Source organism: Kandleria sp. (assembly GCF_017934775.1).
Classification (GTDB): Bacteria; Bacillota_I; Bacilli_A; order Erysipelotrichales; family Coprobacillaceae; genus Kandleria; species Kandleria vitulina.
Map to the genome: position 1 here is coordinate 1 of NZ_JAGBIX010000012.1, position 18,689 is coordinate 18,689.

The 18,689-nt window shown below is 34.4% G+C and carries 15 protein-coding genes; 4 read left to right on the top strand and 11 right to left on the bottom strand.

Going from position 1 to position 18,689, the window contains the following annotated elements; translation table 11 throughout:
- The 8 genes from J6L95_RS02230 to J6L95_RS02265 all read right to left on the bottom strand — a co-directional run.
- The coding region (locus J6L95_RS02230; protein WP_287457994.1) for an N-acetylmuramoyl-L-alanine amidase at positions 1-424 on the bottom strand (424 nt) is incomplete at its 3' end.
- On the bottom strand, positions 405-620 hold the full coding sequence (locus J6L95_RS02235) for a hypothetical protein (protein WP_029071526.1): 216 nt from the start codon (positions 618-620) through the stop codon (positions 405-407). The genes J6L95_RS02235 and J6L95_RS02230, both read right to left, overlap by 20 nt.
- Entirely contained in the window at positions 607-1,671 is a 1,065-nt protein-coding gene (locus tag J6L95_RS02240) for a hypothetical protein (RefSeq protein WP_287457995.1), read from the bottom strand. The genes J6L95_RS02235 and J6L95_RS02240 overlap by 14 nt, the downstream gene beginning before the upstream one ends.
- 90 nt (positions 1,672-1,761) lie before the next feature.
- Complete coding sequence (locus tag J6L95_RS02245) at positions 1,762-1,980, bottom strand: DUF6465 family protein (protein ID WP_029071524.1); 219 nt, start codon at positions 1,978-1,980, stop codon at positions 1,762-1,764.
- Positions 1,981-2,098: 118 nt separating this feature from the next.
- On the bottom strand, positions 2,099-2,971 hold the full coding sequence (locus tag J6L95_RS02250) for a hypothetical protein (RefSeq protein WP_031590055.1): 873 nt from the start codon (positions 2,969-2,971) through the stop codon (positions 2,099-2,101).
- 50 nt (positions 2,972-3,021) lie between these two features.
- Positions 3,022-4,839, bottom strand: coding sequence for a translational GTPase TypA (gene typA, locus J6L95_RS02255; RefSeq protein ID WP_031590053.1), 1,818 nt, complete (start codon positions 4,837-4,839; stop codon positions 3,022-3,024).
- A 137-nt stretch (positions 4,840-4,976) separates the two neighbouring features.
- A complete protein-coding gene (locus J6L95_RS02260; RefSeq protein WP_074685756.1) occupies positions 4,977-5,723 on the bottom strand; it encodes a copper homeostasis protein CutC in 747 nt (248 codons plus the stop codon).
- Between the two features lie 63 nt (positions 5,724-5,786).
- Positions 5,787-6,617, bottom strand: a complete 831-nt coding sequence (locus J6L95_RS02265; RefSeq protein ID WP_287457996.1) for a DegV family protein — start codon at positions 6,615-6,617, stop codon at positions 5,787-5,789.
- A 124-nt stretch (positions 6,618-6,741) separates the two neighbouring features.
- Here J6L95_RS02265 and J6L95_RS02270 point away from each other — a divergent pair, with 124 nt between their 5' ends.
- A complete protein-coding gene (locus J6L95_RS02270) occupies positions 6,742-7,287 on the top strand; it encodes a DUF1836 domain-containing protein (protein ID WP_287457997.1) in 546 nt (181 codons plus the stop codon).
- Positions 7,288-7,299: 12 nt separating this feature from the next.
- Here the strand turns inward: J6L95_RS02270 and J6L95_RS02275 are convergent, their stop codons facing one another.
- On the bottom strand, positions 7,300-8,544 hold the full coding sequence (locus J6L95_RS02275; protein WP_287457998.1) for a polysaccharide deacetylase family protein: 1,245 nt from the start codon (positions 8,542-8,544) through the stop codon (positions 7,300-7,302).
- Positions 8,545-8,674: 130 nt separating this feature from the next.
- On the opposite strand from J6L95_RS02275, the gene J6L95_RS02280 reads away from it, so the two are divergent.
- Genes J6L95_RS02280 through J6L95_RS02290 form a run of 3 tightly spaced genes read left to right on the top strand, consistent with a single transcriptional unit; the run spans position 8,675 to position 15,163 of the window.
- Positions 8,675-11,296, top strand: a complete 2,622-nt coding sequence (locus J6L95_RS02280; RefSeq protein ID WP_287457999.1) for a PD-(D/E)XK nuclease family protein — start codon at positions 8,675-8,677, stop codon at positions 11,294-11,296.
- Entirely contained in the window at positions 11,289-14,801 is a 3,513-nt protein-coding gene (locus tag J6L95_RS02285) for a UvrD-helicase domain-containing protein (RefSeq protein ID WP_287458001.1), read from the top strand. Before J6L95_RS02280 ends, J6L95_RS02285 begins: the two co-directional genes overlap by 8 nt.
- A 2-nt stretch (positions 14,802-14,803) precedes the next feature.
- Positions 14,804-15,163: a Spx/MgsR family RNA polymerase-binding regulatory protein gene (locus J6L95_RS02290; RefSeq protein ID WP_287458002.1), complete on the top strand. Its 360-nt coding sequence runs from the start codon at positions 14,804-14,806 to the stop codon at positions 15,161-15,163.
- A 14-nt stretch (positions 15,164-15,177) separates the two neighbouring features.
- On the opposite strand, the gene J6L95_RS02295 is transcribed toward J6L95_RS02290, so the two are convergent.
- Together J6L95_RS02295 and J6L95_RS02300 are read right to left on the bottom strand one after the other, a co-directional pair.
- On the bottom strand, positions 15,178-16,914 hold the full coding sequence (locus J6L95_RS02295; RefSeq protein WP_029071515.1) for an ABC transporter ATP-binding protein: 1,737 nt from the start codon (positions 16,912-16,914) through the stop codon (positions 15,178-15,180).
- Complete coding sequence (locus J6L95_RS02300; protein WP_287458003.1) at positions 16,904-18,607, bottom strand: ABC transporter ATP-binding protein; 1,704 nt, start codon at positions 18,605-18,607, stop codon at positions 16,904-16,906. The genes J6L95_RS02295 and J6L95_RS02300 overlap by 11 nt, the downstream gene beginning before the upstream one ends.
- Positions 18,608-18,689: the final 82 nt, after the last annotated feature.

Below are 18,689 nucleotides of genomic sequence, written 5' to 3' on the forward strand. Positions count from 1 at the left end.
TCGTATCCCTGTTACGGGAATTGGATGCATAACTCATTTCACGAGTAGGAATGCACTGAATAATTTCTCCATCTAATCCAATAATAAAATGACAAGATGCCTTGGTCTTATGGGTGGTCGCAAGAGAATTAAAATAATCTCTATTCTCCTTGGCAGTTGCACCTGGATTGGCAGTGTAATGAACAACAATGCCATTTACCTTCTTTAAGGCTCTTCCAGATCTTGTATAAGGGCTTAGTGAAATAAGATTGACTTCAATAGAAAGCTCATCAAGCGACTTTGTCGCCATCACTGTTTTCTTATACTGATAGAAAATAACACCTACCGCCAAGAATAAGACAAGTGCGATAATAGCAAACCTTCTGCTATTTTTTCGCACCTGTTTTTGATGTCTAGGATGATAACTATTTCTTGAATAATCCACCGAGAACATCTCCAATTTTGTCTGTACTTACATTAGCAAGTACTTTCTTGATTACTTCGTCAACTTGCTCATCTGGAAGATCCACACCGATCAGCTGTTCAATTGTCTTAGTTGGGTGAGCTGTCAACTGATCTAAAAGCTTAGGGTCTTTTTGAACTTTAGTGATGAGCTGCTGAACCATTTCATTCATGTTCATTGTCTTTCTCCTTCTTCGCTACAATCAAGAAGCGATATGTTGTCATTTCATAAAAACCGTTTTCTTTAATATCCTGTAGTGCCTTCAAATAGAATGCCTTATACTTTTCAGGATTAGCTGCTACATCTTGCAATACTATCGTGAAATAAGTATGCAGCTGTGAAAGATTCTTAAATCTTACATAGCCATAATCTTCATAGGCTTCTTCTACTTTAAAGTTAATAGATTTCAATGTCATCTTGCAAGATTCAAGATCCCATACACCTTTTACACGAAGGTACATATAGACATTAAGGAACTCTCTTAGATTGTGAGAGCCATACTGATTGACGATGAAATAGCCATCATCTTTAAGAACTCTCTTAACTTCATCTTTATTATAGTTGGAATACTGATTCATCACAACATCTAGTCGTTTATCCTTAAACGGCATCTGTCCATTTGGCGTAAGCGTTGTTGCACGAACTGGTGTTCCTTCAAAGTTTTTTTGTACATCTTCTACAGAAGAGAAAGAATCTACATTATAAGTAGCTTCTGGATAATCTCCAAAGTTCTTTGCGAACTCTCCTCTATCTACACCGATGAAAGAAAGATGATCTTCTTTCTTGATATATTTTTTAGCAATTTCTTTTTCGTCGTATTTAGCAGAAGAAACTACATAGTCATAATCTTCAACAAAATTCATAGCTTCACTAAATTCATCTTCTAAAGATGTAGCCATACGAATCATCTTGCGACATCTGATCTGGGCATACTTCTGGATAATGAACTGTGTCATTGCATCTGCGATGACTCCACATGCGACAAAGAGAATCAAGTAGACTATCCATTCTAAACCTGAAAGGTCTCCATGGCCTGTTAACAGATAAGTTAACACACAGATGAAGATCATTGAACCTGTTCTAGTATAATTATAGGGTTTACTTAAAGTAGAGAACCACGCATAGTTCTTAACACTAAGAGCCTTCGCTCGACTCATTTCAAAAAAGACAAGATTGAATATCAGCAACATTCCAATAAATCCTGCCAAATATATAAATAACGCGATCATTGTGTCCTCCTTATTCATTATTATAAGTATACCACGGTGAATATGAATAGAAAGTGAATTTCCATAAAAAAAGTAGCCTAAGGCTACTTTCTAGATGTACAATGGTGCATCTTCTACGTTATATTCTTTTTTGTCTTTTGTAGCAGCTACATAATAAATTGAACCATCTTCTGGTTTATAGTAGACATCTAAGTTAGCAAGTGTGTTAAGTTTTACACCCTTAGCCTTTAAATCTTCTTTAACGGCTTTTTCGATGTCATTTACATTTACATCTTTATCCTGGAACTGCACTTCAATCTTTGTTTTCATGCTTTGCATCCCCCTATTATTATTTTAAGCATGTTAAAACCACACTTAATGAAAATAATATAACACTAAATAAGAACACTTTCAATAAAAAACAATGATTTATTCATATAAAAATGATTTATAGCTTTTCAATAACATTAAAATGATAACCTTTTCTTTTTTCTATAACGATAACTATTACATATGTAACAAGAAGAAAAACAAGGATATAAATCAAATAGACAAGACCTACTGCCAAGACTGATCCATTGATTAAACCTGGCATTACACCTAAAGCTTCAGAAAAGGAAACCTTGATTTTCCAGTTAGCCTGAAAAGCATCAACAACATCGTAGACATAACGAACTGATTGACCTAAAAACATTGTCACTACAGCAGTCAGAAAACTTGCACATATACCCTTCTTGTCCATGTAATAGCCTAATTTCTTATAGCCATAATAAGCAAGTAAACCATAAAGAATACCCACTGGAGCAATCAGGTAACCGATATGTCTTGAAATAATAAATAGGAATGTAGGAATGATACATCCAATAAGAGCACCGAGAATGCCTCTTAATAGATGACTAGAATGTTCTTTGTACTCTACCTCTTGAAGACATTCTTCACATGATATTTCAATGTTGACATCATTGTAGAAGAATGCAAGATCTTTTCTTTGATGACAATGAAGACAGATATTTTCAATATGATTGTCTTTAAAGAATGCGATGATTTCATCAAGAAGAAGTTCTAATGCATTAATGTCTATTCTATTTAAGACAACACCAAATTCATTATTGATAATATATGAACGTTCTACATATTGATTATGGATCACAAGTCGATCAATAAATTCATTAAGGGGACCTTTTTCTTCAATGACACTTAATAGGCCATATTTAAATAGTCCTAATGATTCAAGTACAAATAAATAGCCATCTTTTTCTAATGTATAAAAGCCCTTTTTGGGTGTCTTCTTAAATAAAGTCTCAATTTCTTTTTTCTTCATATTGAGTGCTCCTTTGAAAAAAGGGTAATGGATCCCATTACCCTTCATTATTAACCATTTTTTGCTCTGTAAGCTCTCTTACGTTCGATTTCAGTTAAGTATTTCTTTCTTAATCTTACGTTTAATGGAGTTACTTCTACTAATTCATCTTCGTTGATGTAATCAAGACATCCTTCAAGGTTGAACTGTCTTGGACGTTTTAATACAACAGTTGAATCTTTAGTAGATGAACGTGTATTTGTCATCTGTTTACCTTTAGTAACATTGACAACTAAGTCGTTATCTTTTGCATGTTCACCAACGATCATACCTTCGTATACATCTACACCTGGGCCAACGAACATAACACCACGTGATTCAACACCACCTAATGCATAAGCAGTTGTCTGTCCAGAATCGATTGATACTAATACACCTAACTGTCTTTCTCCAACAGCTTCTCCATCTAATGGACGATATTCTTTGAATGTATGGTTGATGATACCATAACCTCTTGTCATTGTTAAGAAGTTAGTCATGAAACCAATTAATCCTCTTGATGGAACAACATATTCAATCTTAGTCATACCATTGTCAGATTCCATGTTACCCATGATACCTCTTCTTAATCCTAATGATTCAATGACACTACCGATACAGTCATCTGGTGCTTCAATATAAACATCTTCGAATGGTTCACATTTCACACCATCGATTTCTCTGATGATAGCATGTGGTCTAGCTACCTGTAATTCGAAACCTTCACGTCTTAATGTTTCAATCAAGATAGATAAATGTAATTCACCACGTCCTGATACGATCCATTCTTCCGCATTGTTGATTCTTTCTACTTTTAAAGAAACATCTCTATTCGTTTCTCTTAATAATCTCTGTTCAAGTTTTGAAGCAGTAACAAATTTACCTTCTTTACCAGCAAAAGGAGAAGTATTTGTACCAAAGATCATCTGAATTGTAGGTTCATCTACATGTAATAAAGGTAATGCTTCTTCAGTTGCAGGATCACATACAGTTTCACCTACTCCAATATCAGCTAAACCTGCGATAGCTCCGATATCACCAGCAGATAATTCTTCAGTTTCAATTCTATGAAGACCTAAGAATGTAAATAACTTCTGTACTCTAAATGTTGTTTTAGAACCATCGGCTCTTAAGCAGACAACATTATCATTAACGTGTACTGTTCCTCTCTGTACTCTACCGATACCAATTCTTCCAACATAATCATTGTAGTCTAATAATGCTGGCTGGAACTGTAATCCACCTTCTACATCTACAAGTGGTTCAGGGATTTCATTGATGATCATATCAAATAAACAATCCATATTTGGAACCTGTGTAGATAAGTCTGGATCTAATGATGAAGTACCATTTAATGCTGAAACAAATACAGTTGGGAATTCTAACTGATCATCATCAGCACCTAATTCCATGAATAATTCAAGGACTTCGTCCATAACTTCATCAATTCTAACAACTGGTCTATCGACCTTGTTGATAACTACGATTGGTTTTACATGCGCTTCTAACGCTTTCTTTAATACGAAACGAGTCTGTGGCATTGTTCCTTCGTATGCATCTACAACAAGAAGAACACCATCCACCATGTTCATGATACGTTCTACTTCCCCACCGAAATCGGCATGGCCTGGTGTATCCATGATGTTGATTTTATAATCTTTATAGTGAATCGCCGTAGTCTTAGAAAGAATGGTAATACCTCTTTCTCTTTCAAGATCATTGCTGTCCATTGCTCTTTCAGCAATTTCTTCATGTGCTTCTAATGTACCAGATAATTTTAATAACTGATCCACTAAAGTTGTCTTACCATGATCGACATGGGCGATAATAGCGATATTTCTAATATCCATTAATATTTGCACCTCTCTTTTAACAAGGAGATTATATCACATCATCTTTCATTTACAATAGAAAGTTTCATGTAAAAAGCACTGAAAATCATGCCCTTTTTTCAAAATAAAAAAGAAAGCAGATCGTCTGCTTTCACTTATTCATTATCACAGTTCTCCACAATCTTTAAAAGTGCCTTTACCTTATGTTCATCAACGTACTCATAAGCATTATTTCTTGTGTAGGCAAATGACATCTGAGAAGAGCTGGTTGTTGGATCTCCCTTCCATGATTTACATGTAGAATGAATAGCGGGAACACCTGTCTTCTTTAATATCTCTTCAGCATTGCGCACATTTACTCCTGCCGCTGCAGTAATCTTGATTTTATCACCATATTGTTCCTGCATCTCTTTGATGATAGAAATCCCCTCTTGTGCAGTTGGAAAACATCCACTTGTAAGAATGCCATCTACACCATGAGAAATGAGCAGTTTCGCATTATGCAATGGATTTCTTAATACATCAAAAGCACGATGGAAAATAGCTTCTTTTCCATAGCTGTGAATAAGAATTGTCATCTGTTGGATTCTCGTATTATCCAATGAGAAATCTTCGTCAAGAAAACCAAATGAAATACCATCAGCTCCTGCTTCAAGAAGACATTGAGCAGCATGCATCATCTGTTCAAATTCTAGATCATCATAAATAAACCCCGCTCCACGCGGTCTGACTATGCAGATAACTTCTAAATCTGTTTTTTTCTTAATTAGCGTCAAAGCGCCAACACTTGGAGTAATGCCACCTAAAAATAAAGAGCTACAAAGTTCTATACGTTTTGCGCCAGCTTTCCATGCTCTGATCGCATCAGCATATCCACCGCAGCAAACCTCTAATTGTCTCATATTTATCACCACTTTTTATTATAATATAGAGACAAAAAAATAGAAACAAGTTTTCACTTGCTTCTATTTTCCAATCATCTGAATCGCAATACATCCTGGTCCACCATGAGTGATGAAAACAGGAGAAAGTTCAATAATTTCAATCTCTGTTCCTGGGAATGCTTCAGAAAGCTGTTCTTTATAGCGATTAGCACGATCAAGAGCTCCCGCATGTGTAACATAAATCTTACAGTTTTCATTCACACCAAGACTCTGATATTCTTTAATAATTGCTTTTACAGCACCTTTTTCACTCTTCTTAATCGCAAACTTATCTAATGACTTACCATCTCTTGTAAGTTCAAGAACTGGCACAATCTTTAACATACCACCAAGCTTAGCAGCTAAAGGAGAAAGACGTCCTCCTCTTTTTAAGAAAGAAAAATCTACTGGAATAAGGAACGATTTACTAAATGACATACATTTATGAATCTCATTAATAATCTCCTGTGTTGATTTTCCTTCATCTCTTAACTTAACTGCCAATTCTACTAGATATCTATGAGGACCACATAATGTCATTGTATTAATAACATGAATATTGTCTCTTTCCAATGTATCCTTTGCAGAACAAGTAGTCGCATAAGTTCCAGAAAGACCATCTGCCATATTTAATACGATAATATCTTCATCATACTTTTCTAAAGTTTCTAGTGTTCTTCCTAGACTTGGCTGTGAAGATGTAGGTACACCACCCTCCTTGATCATTTCAAGAAGATCATCAGGCATAATATCTTCAAATTCTGTATATGTCTTATTATTTATTGTAATTAAAAGCGGCAATACATCAATACCAATTGCATCAGCTTCACGTTTTGAATAAAGTGCACTTGTATCAGTAATAATTTTCATCATTATTCCTCCCTGCTAATTCAAAGATACTAAATCTCATTCTCAATGTCAACATAAATAGTTTTTAATACTAGATTAATTGACTTTGAATATAAAATTATGTTATTGTTTAACTGGTGAAGATTATATGAACGATTACAAGACTATCCACATGCTTAGATGGGAAGAAATTCCAGACTTCCCTCTTTATATTGATCAAGTCATATCTTTAATTGAAAAGAGTCTGGATTTTCTTAAGATGGATGAAGAAGACAAGATCATTACAAGTACCATGATTAACAACTATGTAAAAAGTGGGATTGTGAAAAGTCCAATTAAAAAGAAATATGTACGTGAACATGTCGCTTATTTCACAGTGATCTGTCTTTTAAAGAGAGTCTATTCACTTGATGAGATTTCCAAGCTGATTCGTATTCAGTTTGACAACTCACCAGTAGAAAAAGCATACAATGCTTTTTGTGATGTATTTGAACGTCAGCTAAACGATGTTGCTAGCGGGGAAGAACTCATTCTTGATGATGATCAGATTTTAACATTGTTCTATAAGACAATTATGTCCGTTGTCTACACAGTCTATGTACAAAAGACCATCTGCCATGAAAAGACACTTTCTGAAATCAAGAAAGAACAGAAAAAAGCAAAAAAGGATAAGAAAAAAGAAGTGGAATCATAGTTCCACTTCTTTTTAGTTTGTAATAAATTTATGATGATTGATATAAGAAGGATCAGTGATGGCCTTGAATGTATAGCCATGGTCCTTATAGAATTTAATGATCTGAGGAAGTGCCTCAACTGTAGTCTTCTTTGCACCTGTATCATGCATAAGAATACACATATCATTAGAATAAGTTCCACAAGCATTTTTTACAAGCTGAGCAACTGGTACATTGTTTCCAGAAGCATCTGTACTATCTACATTCCAATCGACATACTGATATCCTTTAAGCTGAACTTCACGAGTCAATCTCTTCATGATACCTTTATTAAAATGTCTACTAATAGCATTACTGCTTCCTCCAGGGAAACGAAGAATCTTATTATTCTGCCCTGTGTACTTTTTAATAACAGCGTTGATCTTATCTAAATCTTCAAAATATGTCTTTTCATCTTTATAAATGCTGAACTGATGAGTATAAGTATGAGCACAGATCGCATTACCATTTTCATGAGCATATTTCATCATGTTGAAATATCCAGGATATTGTGCAGTAACAAAGAATGTTGCGACAACACCATTCTGTTTCAAGATATCCACAATTGGCTTTGTATTCTGTGATGGTCCATCATCAAAAGTCAAGTAAACAATCTTTTCCTTATGTGGAGGATTGACCTGCTTTTGAGGATCAAGTTCAACAGTGACCTTCGCATTCTTCTTAGCAACATTGCCAGATGCATCTTTAGCGATATAAGTAATCTCATAAGCACCTAACTTATTTTTATTGATCTTAGAAGTATCCACACTTAACTTAACTTTACCGTTAGCATTATCAGTTACCTGAACACCTTCAGTAAAATCACGTTTTTCATGAACCTGAACAACCCAGTCCTTAGTATTAGTAATCACTGGTGCGCTATGATCTACAACTTCAACTGTTGTTGTATAATCCTTGCCACCTACTGTAACGACAACCTGATGTTTACCAACAGTCTTTGCTTCTTCTTCAGTTAATCCTTTCTTAAGAACACCTTTTTTATTCTTAAGAAGCTGCTCAACCTTAAGCGTCTTACCAGCTTCAATCTTAACTCCTGATTCAAGTGGTGTATATGTTACACTCTGAAATACAAAAACACTCACTAAAACAAGAGCAATCGCAACCAATGCGATAATAAAACCTTTTACTGCCTTTAACTTTCTAATGTCCCCTTCATTTTTTTCGGGGATTGATTCTTTTACTTGTTCATAAATTTCTTCTTTCGTAAGTTTTGCCATAATTTCATCTCCCAAAAACACATTCATTATATATTATTATTGATATAAACACAAGGTAACTGCTAAATTGACTATCTTTTCATATAAAGCGTTTTCCATTATAATATAAGGATAAAATGGAGGTTTCACAATGCACATCATCAATGGTATGAACTTTTCAAAAAAAGTAAATTTGCTCGTCAATCTCATTGGCCAGCCAAAAAGAAAAACAATCATATTAACTGAACATAAAGAATATGTTGAAGATATCTTTCTCAATACCCACCCTATTCTCTTTAATATAGAAATAAAAACCCTTAAAGAATTTGAACATGAGCTCTTATTTTCACATCAATGCTACAACAGACAGATTGTATCTGAGTGTGAGCTTACTTATTTAGTAAGACACTATCTTAAGGAAGATTATCATTATCTACGTTATTCAGATAACCCTTATTCATTAATAGGAAAACTTATCACTACCCTAAAAGAAATACATGATTATGATGTCGATCTTCATACCTTCAGTAAAGATCAATTGATCATCAATAAATGTGAAGATATAGCTAAACTTAATGAGAAAATTACTGCGCATTTAGGAAAAGATTTCTTTTTTAACTTAGAAGAAGCCACAATTGATCTTATTGATGATCAATTAAAAGACACTGACTTCTATATCTTTGCGGATGAATATATTACTGCCATGCAAAGACGATTCATTCAATCACTTTCCCCTTATACAAAAGCCATCTTGCTTTCTTTTGAAGATGGTCTTCAAGAAGAAAATCTTCTTAAAGACTTTTATGAAGGAGAATATCTTACATTAAAAGATGAATCAGCACATATCAAGAATCTTTCTCTACATCTTTTTGATAATGTGAAAGTAGAAAAACAAGAAAAAGCTAATCTTATCATCGGTGGTCATCCGTTACAGGAATGTATGAAGGTAGCCTGTGATATCAAGAAGAAAATCCATGACGGTGCTCATTACAAGGACTTTCTGATTATTACTTTAAGTAAAGATTACGAAGACTACCTCTCATACATATTTGAAATGTGGAACATTCCTACCTCATTGCCTGAAGTCAATGATTTTCATTATAGCTATGACTACAAGGCTATCATGGAAGCACTAGATAAAAGTAAAGGTACAACCTTTAAGGAGCATGTTTCTTCTTTATTAAAATTACCACTTACTTCTTTAAAAGACTATATCTCTTCACTTTCATTTGATGATGAAATCTCTAATGAAGAAATGAAACTATTTATTGAAGCAACTTTACCTGTAAGCAAGGAAACAGTTCCTTCTCATGACTGTATTCACTTTTCAACATTTAAGGATAGTCATACACAATGTCCTTACATCTATGTTATGGGGATCAATGAATCACATGTTCCTGCTGAAATGAGTGATCAGGGGCTTTTATTAGATGAAGATTATCAGACTCTTCCTGTTCATCCTTTATCATTAAACAAACAGCTCTCTTATCATCATGTAGAAATCATCAAGACACTAACACAGCCTTCTCATTTTACTTTCTCATATGCCAAAATGGATATGAGCGGTAAAGAGATGATGCCTTCTACTTTAATGAAAAGACTTGATTCTCTTTATCATCTTCATTTAGTAAAACCTGATCTCAATCTTATCAAAACACATCTTTATTTAAATCATTCTTATATTCCTTCATCTCCTATTAATGAGATGATCAATGAGTATAAAGATAATCAGCCTGTCAAGATTGATAAAAAATATATCAATGCATTAGGAAAAGGCATGAGTATTTCTCGTCTTGAAACATATAATAAATGCCCTTTCCAGTACTTTATCAAGTATGGATTAAAGATCAATAAGAAATCCGATGATCAATTGTTGCCAACGGAATTAGGTTCCTTGTGTCACTATATTATGGAGAAAGCCATTGATGATCCTGATCAGCTTGTTTTCTATGCTCATGAGTACATTGATGAACATTTCAAGGAGAAATATGAAACAAGTGCGTTAAATCAATATTTTGTAGATCAGCTTATTGATAATATGCGTGTGAATGTACAGATTGTAAGAGAACAATTGGAACACAGTGAATTTAACAACACTTCTAGAGAACAAGAAGTTAAAGGCTATCTTGGAGATATCCCTGTACAGGGATTTATTGATCGTGTAGATCAATATAAGGACTACGTCCGCATCATTGACTATAAATCAGGGAAAAAGGAATTGAACTTATCTTATGCGATGCAAGGATTTAATATTCAGATGCTTGCTTATCTTAATCTATTGATTAAAGAGAAGAATCTGAAAGCTGGTGCGGTGCTTTATTTCAATATGAAGAAACGTATGTTAAAGGATAAGATTAAATTCAATAAGGATATTGATGAACATCTTCTCTATAAAGACTATCAAATGAAAGGCTATGTGATCGATGAAGGAAGCTTCGAAGTCATTCATGCCTCCGACGAAGATTCCATTCCTGCTAAGCTTAAAAAAGATGGAAAGTCTCCAACAAAATCAAGTAAACTGATCAGTCAGAAAGAATTAGATATTGTGATGGATCATATTATTGACTATATCAATACACTCTATAAACAGTTGCGTAGCGGTGATATCAGTATACGTCCCACTATTACAGATAATGGATCTGATCCATCCATCTACCCTTGTACATTCTGTGACTATAAATCAGTATGTCTTTATGATGTTTTTGTCAATAAGAACAAAGAAATATCTTCTCAATTAGAAAAAGAAGTATTGAAAGGAGAAGACAATGCCTAAGTACAACAAAGAGCAGCAAGCTGCTATCGATATACGTAATCGCTCCATTCTCGTCAGTGCGCCAGCGGGGTCCGGAAAGACCCGTATCCTCGTCGCTCGTATCGCTGATCTGATTGTGAAGGATCGCTATGATATTTCTGAATTTCTAGTGCTTACTTTTACTGATGCAGCAGGACAGGAGATGAAGCAGCGTCTTAATGATACGCTTCATGATCTTCTCGATGAAGCTGATGATCCTTCTCTCCAGCAACATATTGCTAAATCACTTTCACAATTGCCACATGCCTACATCACAACTTTTGATAGTTTCTGTAAGTCTCTTCTTGAAAAATACGGCTATCTTGTAGATGTCATGCCTGGTTTTGAAGTTAATGCCACACCAAGACTTATGCAATCAGAAGTCTTGGATGAATGCTTCAAGGAGTGGATCAAGGATCCACGCTTTAAAGATTATGCCTCACGTCATAATCTCAAGAACTCCTTTGATGATTTTAAAAACACACTTTATTCCTTCTTAGATAAGACCAACGCATTCGTTGATTTTCATGAATTCCTTTCTGCTATTCATGATCGTTTCTATGATTTTGATGATTTTAGTGATTCAGAAATCTTCACTTTGATGGTAGATCTTTATAAAGAAGCCTATAAGAAAGCACTCAGTCATTTCAATGTTCTTTCCCTTTATGCACAGTCACATAACATCGATGATTTCTTTGTCGGCAGTGAAGATAAGCCTTCTCCTTCGGAGAGTCTTCTTGATTATATTGATGATCATCTTAAAACATTAAACATGCCTATTACATCGGATATGTTCTTTAAACTACTTAAAGATAAACCTGAAAAGAGTACTACAATCAAATGGAAAGATCTTGGTATTGAAGAAGATGTAAAGAAACAGTTCAACTCATTAAAGACGAAGGTACTTGAACCTATCAGTAAGCTTGAAAAATCTCTTCATATTGACAATATGGAAGACTTCAAGTGCATTCTTCATGATTCCTATAATGATCTCTTGTTTTTGCTTGGTAAAGATGGATTGCTTGATCAATTTCAAAGTGCTTATGATAGGAAGAAGAAATCTGTTAATCAGCTAGATTTCCATGATCTTGAAGCTTACGCTACTTTATTATTGGATGATCAGTATCCTGTAGTAGAAAAGTTAAATCATACATTAAAAGAAATCATGATTGATGAATATCAGGATACCAACCAGATTCAGGAGAACCTGGTTACAAAAATTGCCAATTATGATAAAGAGATTCCTCTCTTTATGGTTGGTGATATGAAACAGGCCATCTATCGTTTTAGACAGGCTGATCCTTCTATCTTCTCTAAGAAGTTTGAATCTTTTACAAAACTTGATGATATGACTGATGAAGATAAGAACATTCGTATTGATTTAAAATACAACTACCGTTCACAAAAATGTGTCCTCGACAGCATCAATTTTATTTTTGATTCCATCATGGATAAAGATGTTGGGGGATTAGATTATATTTATGGAGAAAATGCGATTCTTCGTTATGATTTTTCTGTAAAGAAAGATCCTCCTCTTGATAAATTGAAAGAGATGCATTGTTATGACAGTGAAATGCTGCTGGCAATGACTCATGATGATCATAGCTATTCTAAATCTGAATTTGAAGCACATATGGTTGCTCAGAAGATTATCAAGATGAAAGAAGAAGGCTATGCGTTCAAGGATTTTGCGGTATTGATGAGAAATGCATCTGACTTTATGACGTATAAGAAAATCTTTGAACAATATCATATTGCTTCTAATGTCACATTATCTAAGGGATTATTAACAAGCAATGAAGCAAAAAGTCTTGTCGCTATGATGAAGGCTCTCTATGATCCTTATGATGATATTGCATTGCTTTCTGTTCTTCGCAATCGCTTCTTGTTCTCATACTTTGATGAAAATACACTTCTTTCCATTAAACAGGAAGGATCACTTTATGATTCATTAAAAGAAAGTGACAACGAGAAAGCCATCCACTTCCTTGAAGTGTTCCATAAGCTAAGAGAAGACGCATTAAAAGAGTCTCCTTATATGACCTTAAAGAACATACTTGCCGCAAGTGATTATCACTGCTTTGTCTCTTCACTTATCAATGGAGAACAGCGTAGTGCCAACATTGATGCGTTGCTTGAACTTGCTAGAGGCAGTCAGTTTGTCTATCTTAAGGACTTTATTGATTTCATTGACGCCGGCAATGAAGCCTCTCCAGGGTGCATTGCCAGTGATGATATAGATGCTGTTTCATTTATGACAATTCATAAATCTAAGGGTCTGCAGTTCAAGGTTGTATTTGTTTCTGCTCTTCAGCATCAATTCAATATCAGTGATGAAACAGCTTTTATATTGTTAGATAAAGAGAAAGGTATTGCTTCATCATTGCGTAGTTATCAGGATACTCCATCCTATGGACCTGTTCTTTGTGATTTCAGCAATCCTTATCGTGATGTTATTAGTAAATATATTCATAAAGAAGCCTTGAATGAAGAAATGCGTATTCTCTATGTGGCTTTAACTCGTGCTGAAGATAAACTGATCTTAACAGGAGTATTAAAGGACACTTCTACACTTACTTCACTTGCCAGAGAGGTCAAGGCGAATGATAGTGACCCTAATCATAAACGTGGACACACCGTTGTCTATAATCTTAATATGAGACAGAAGAACAATTATCTTGATTGGATTCTTATGGCCTTATTAAGACATCCTGATTTTGTAGAAGATCTTAAACGTTATAAACCTGATTTCTCATTGAAGCTTTCTCGTTCTTCTTTTAAAGAACTTGAAAATGAAGATACTCAGCTTGCTCGTTTCCACTTATCTATTCACAACAGTGAAGATATTGCCAAGGCAATACCTTCATATGTTAGAAAAGAAGTAGAAAACCAGTATGATCGTTATCAGGAATACTACGATTATACGTATCCCTATGAAGATCAGACGCGCAGTGTTGCTGTAACTACACTACAGAAACAAGAAGATCACGCTATTCTTGATCTAGATGAAACCAAAAGATCCAATGCGGCTTCTTTAGGTACATTGGTACATACTCTTCTTTCTTATCTTAACTTTAAAGATGATGATCTTGACCAATTGATATTGCATCTAAAAGAGAATCAATTCTTTATTGATAATGACTATCAGAGAATCATTGATTATAAGAGTCATCTTGAAGACTTTATCACTAGTGATCTCTATCGCATGATTTCCTCTTCTTCTAAGATTTATAAGGAAAAACCTTTCCGTTATAAGAAGGATCAGATTATTAATGGTATATTTGACCTTGTCTTTATTAAAGATGATCAAGTTTACGTTGTTGATTATAAGACAGATCATATTACAAAAAGAAACTCTATCACTTCTCTTGTAGAGAAGCATAAGGTACAAATTGAACTTTATAAAGAGGTGCTTTTCCATTATTTCAATATGCCAGTGAAGGGGTATGTCTATTATCTTGAAACCAATCAGGTTGTGGAGGTTTAATAATGGTTATTCTATATTATCCGAAGTGTTCTACTTGTAAGAAAGCATTGAAGTATCTTGATGATCTTCATCTTGAATATGAAAAAAGAGAAATTATCATTGATCATCCTACTAAAGAAGAATTAATGAAATGGCAATCATTGAATGATAAGCCATTGAAGTCTTTCTTTAATGTTAATGGGAAGAAATATCGTGAACTTATGTTAAAGACTAAGCTTCCTTTTATGGATGATGATGAAATCTATAATCTGCTTGCTAGTGATGGCATGCTTGTAAAAAGGCCATTACTTATTTTAGATGATAAGATTCTTATTGGCTTTAAAGTAAAAGAATGGGATCAGGTATTTAAAAACGAGGATTAATCTCCTCGTTTTTATTATTCTGTATCAAATTGTGAATAATACAATGTATGATAGAAGCCATTTTGTTTTAAGAGCTGTTCATGTGTGCCCTGTTCTACGATATGTCCTTCTTTCATTACAACGATCTGGTCTGCTTTTTGTATTGTAGAAAGACGATGTGCAACGATAAAGGTTGTTCGTCCTTTCATCATGGTATCAAAGGCATCCTGTATTTGTCGTTCTGTTCTTGTATCAATGGATGAAGTTGCTTCATCTAAAATAAGCATAGGAGGATTTGCCAACATAATTCTAGCGATACAAAGTAGCTGTCTTTGTCCATTAGAGAGATTGGCTCCTTCTTCACTTAACATGGCATTGTAGCCATCCTTGAGTTTTTCAATAAAACCATGTGCATGTGCTTTCTTTGAGGCTTCAATGATTTCTTCTAGAGTAGCATCTTCTTTACCAAAGGCAATATTGTCTTTAATTGTTCCTTTAAATAACCATGTATCCTGTAGAACCATACCATAAAGTGATCGCATATCTTTTCTTGTCATATCTTGGATATTGATTCCATCAATGGAAATTGATCCTAAACGTGGTTCATAGAATCTCATTAATAGATTAATAAGCGTTGTTTTCCCACATCCTGTTGGTCCAACAATAGCGATTGTCTGTCCTGGATGAACATGAAGATTAAAGTCTTTGATTAGTTCCTGATCTTCTTTATATGAGAATGTCACATCTTCAATATGAATGGATCCTCTTGGATTCTCTATTGTTTTTGGATGTGGACATTCTACTAATGGCTGTTCATCGAGAATATTGAAGACACGATCGGCACAGGCTAGTGCGGTTTCTAATTGTGTAAAGACATTAGAAATATCATTGAATGGCTTTGTATACTGGTTAGCATATGTCAAGAATGAAGATAAAGCACCAATTGTCAATCCTCCACCAAGTACACTGAAAGCCCCAAATATACATACGGAACCATAGACAATCGAATTAACAACACGCGTTGTTGGATTGATAAGGGCCCCTAAGAACTGTGACTTGACGCCTGATATAAATAATCGATGATTGATTTCATTGAAGTTTTCTTTGTTTTCTTCTTCATGAGAGAAAGCTTTAACTACTTTCTGATTACCTATCATCTCTTCTACAAAACCAGAAAGTTCACCACGTATTTTTAATTGTTCCTGGAAGTATTTATATGTCTTAGTCGCAATGATACTTGATACTGCTAATGATAATGGTGTTAATATAATCACTATTAATGCGATTTTTACATTAATCATTAACATGAAAACAATTGTCCCAATAATAGTCATGATTCCTGCAAACAGGTTTGTAAATCCTTGTAGTAATCCATCACTGATTAAATCAATATCCGCAATCATTCTGCTCATTAAATCCCCATGTGAAGAGGCATCAATGAATTTTAATGGCAACTGGTGATACTGCTTGAATAAGGCTTTTCTAAAGTCTCTCGTGATATTATATGTCATGGTGTTAGAGAGTCTCATGACAAGGTAGCTAAATAGTGATGTCATTATAACTGAGAAGATGATCATCGCTATTTTCTTATAAAGAATCATGAAGTGAACTTCATGTTTACCTATCATCTGATCAATAGCCTGCCCAATAAGGACCGGTGTCCACAATGTAAAGATGATATTGATAGCACTACATAATAATGCCATATAAAGAAGAATCTTATAGTCTTTTATGAAAGAAAGGAGTCTTTTTAATGTGTTCTTATTTTTCATGATGATCTCCTTCACTTTGTGATTGTACAATTTCCTGATAGACCTGACAGTCTTTTAATAACTGATCATGGGTACCAATGCCGACAATTTCTCCATGTCTTAATACGATAATCTTATCCGCATGGGCAATAGAAGAAACACGCTGAGATACGATCAATGTTGTTGTATCAAGTGTTTTCAATGCTTTTCTTAATTTAGCATCTGTCGCAAAGTCCAGGGCACTTGCACTATCATCTAGAATCAGTATTTCTGGATTTTTTACAATAGCACGAGCGATGGTTAGACGCTGTCTTTGACCACCGGATACATTTTTCCCATATGCTTCAATAGTGGCATCTAGTCCTATCTTGTCTACAAATTCTTTTGCTTGAGAGATTTCCAAAGCTTTCTCAATATCTTTATCGCTTGCTTTTTTATTCCCCCATAACAAGTTAGAGCGAATGCTGCCTTTAAAAAGCACAGCACTTTGTGGGACATAGCCTATTAATTGACGTAGAGATTTGAATTTATATGATGATATAGGTTTCCCTTTAATATAGATTTTACCTGTAGTTGCATCATAGAAACGAGGAATAAGTGAAACCAGTGAAGTCTTTCCTGCACCAGTTCCTCCAATAATACCGATTGTTTCATTCTTGTTTACTACGAAGCTTACATCTGATAAGGCCTGTCCTTCTTTATAAGAGAAAGACACATGATCAAAGCGAATCATTTCTTCATTTTGAGTAGGACTTTCATGTCCTTCAATAATAGAAGAATGCATATCTAATACTTCCGCAACTCTCTTATAGGAAGCACTTCCTTTTATGTATAAGAGAATTACATTAGAGAAGACATACATTGAGAGAAGAATCTGATTCATATAGTTGATCAATGCAATAACTTCTCCTTGTGTCAATGAACCCGCATTGATCTTTATTCCTCCTACATAAAGAATAAGAATAATTCCTAAATTTACAATCACCGTTGTAGCAGGATTTAATAATGCAGCTAGGTTCCCAGCATGTCTTTGTGTATGAGTCTGACGATCGATAGTCTCTTCAAAACGCTGATATTCTTCTTTTTGTTTATTGAATGCACGTATAACACGAACACCTGAAAGGTTTTCTCTTGTTAATGACGATACTTCATCTAATATCGACTGTATTTTTCTATATAGTGGCTGTGTATGTGACATGATCCAATAGATTGAAAAAGCGATCATTGGAGAAATGATCAAGAAGATTAACGCTATTTGTACATTAATCATAAAAGCTGCCACTAATGAACCAATAATCAAGAATGGAGAACGTGAAACCAGTCTTATGGTCATAGCGACTAGATCTTGTAATTGATTAACGTCATTGGTAATACGTGTAATCAATGTTGGTGTTCCCATTTCATCAAGGTTATCATAGTCATAATCATTAATCGCATTAAACATCTCTCTTCTCATGATTGTACCAAATCCCTGTGAAGATAATGATGCAAAATATTGACATACTATTGCGCAACAATAGCCCCCTATTGCGAGTCCAAAAAGAACCCACGCCATTTTCATGATCATCTGTGGATCATTTTTTGCGACACCATAATCGATAACACGAGCAACTGCCATTGGCACACATAATTCAAAGAGTGCTTCTGTCATCTTGAAGAAAAAGCCAATGATGGCTTGCCATCGATATGGTTTAATACATTTTTTCCAATACATGTTTTCCCTCCATTTCTTGCACAATTATAACGCGTTTGATATTATATGTATAATATGAATTATATATTTAACATAGGAGAAA

What these genes read in the sequence shown, in the direction of transcription:
- J6L95_RS02235 (WP_029071526.1), bottom strand. Translation starts at nt 620, where the DNA reads ATGAACATGAATGAAATGGTTCAGCAGCTCATCACTAAAGTTCAAAAA.
- J6L95_RS02240 (WP_287457995.1), bottom strand. Translation starts at nt 1,671, where the DNA reads ATGATCGCGTTATTTATATATTTGGCAGGATTTATTGGAATGTTGCTG.
- J6L95_RS02245 (WP_029071524.1), bottom strand. Translation starts at nt 1,980, where the DNA reads ATGAAAACAAAGATTGAAGTGCAGTTCCAGGATAAAGATGTAAATGTA.
- J6L95_RS02250 (WP_031590055.1), bottom strand. Translation starts at nt 2,971, where the DNA reads ATGAAGAAAAAAGAAATTGAGACTTTATTTAAGAAGACACCCAAAAAG.
- typA (WP_031590053.1), bottom strand. Translation starts at nt 4,839, where the DNA reads ATGGATATTAGAAATATCGCTATTATCGCCCATGTCGATCATGGTAAG.
- J6L95_RS02260 (WP_074685756.1), bottom strand. Translation starts at nt 5,723, where the DNA reads ATGAGACAATTAGAGGTTTGCTGCGGTGGATATGCTGATGCGATCAGA.
- J6L95_RS02265 (WP_287457996.1), bottom strand. Translation starts at nt 6,617, where the DNA reads ATGATGAAAATTATTACTGATACAAGTGCACTTTATTCAAAACGTGAA.
- J6L95_RS02270 (WP_287457997.1), top strand. Translation starts at nt 6,742, where the DNA reads ATGAACGATTACAAGACTATCCACATGCTTAGATGGGAAGAAATTCCA.
- J6L95_RS02275 (WP_287457998.1), bottom strand. Translation starts at nt 8,544, where the DNA reads ATGGCAAAACTTACGAAAGAAGAAATTTATGAACAAGTAAAAGAATCA.
- J6L95_RS02280 (WP_287457999.1), top strand. Translation starts at nt 8,675, where the DNA reads ATGCACATCATCAATGGTATGAACTTTTCAAAAAAAGTAAATTTGCTC.
- J6L95_RS02285 (WP_287458001.1), top strand. Translation starts at nt 11,289, where the DNA reads ATGCCTAAGTACAACAAAGAGCAGCAAGCTGCTATCGATATACGTAAT.
- J6L95_RS02290 (WP_287458002.1), top strand. Translation starts at nt 14,804, where the DNA reads ATGGTTATTCTATATTATCCGAAGTGTTCTACTTGTAAGAAAGCATTG.
- J6L95_RS02295 (WP_029071515.1), bottom strand. Translation starts at nt 16,914, where the DNA reads ATGAAAAATAAGAACACATTAAAAAGACTCCTTTCTTTCATAAAAGAC.
- J6L95_RS02300 (WP_287458003.1), bottom strand. Translation starts at nt 18,607, where the DNA reads ATGTATTGGAAAAAATGTATTAAACCATATCGATGGCAAGCCATCATT.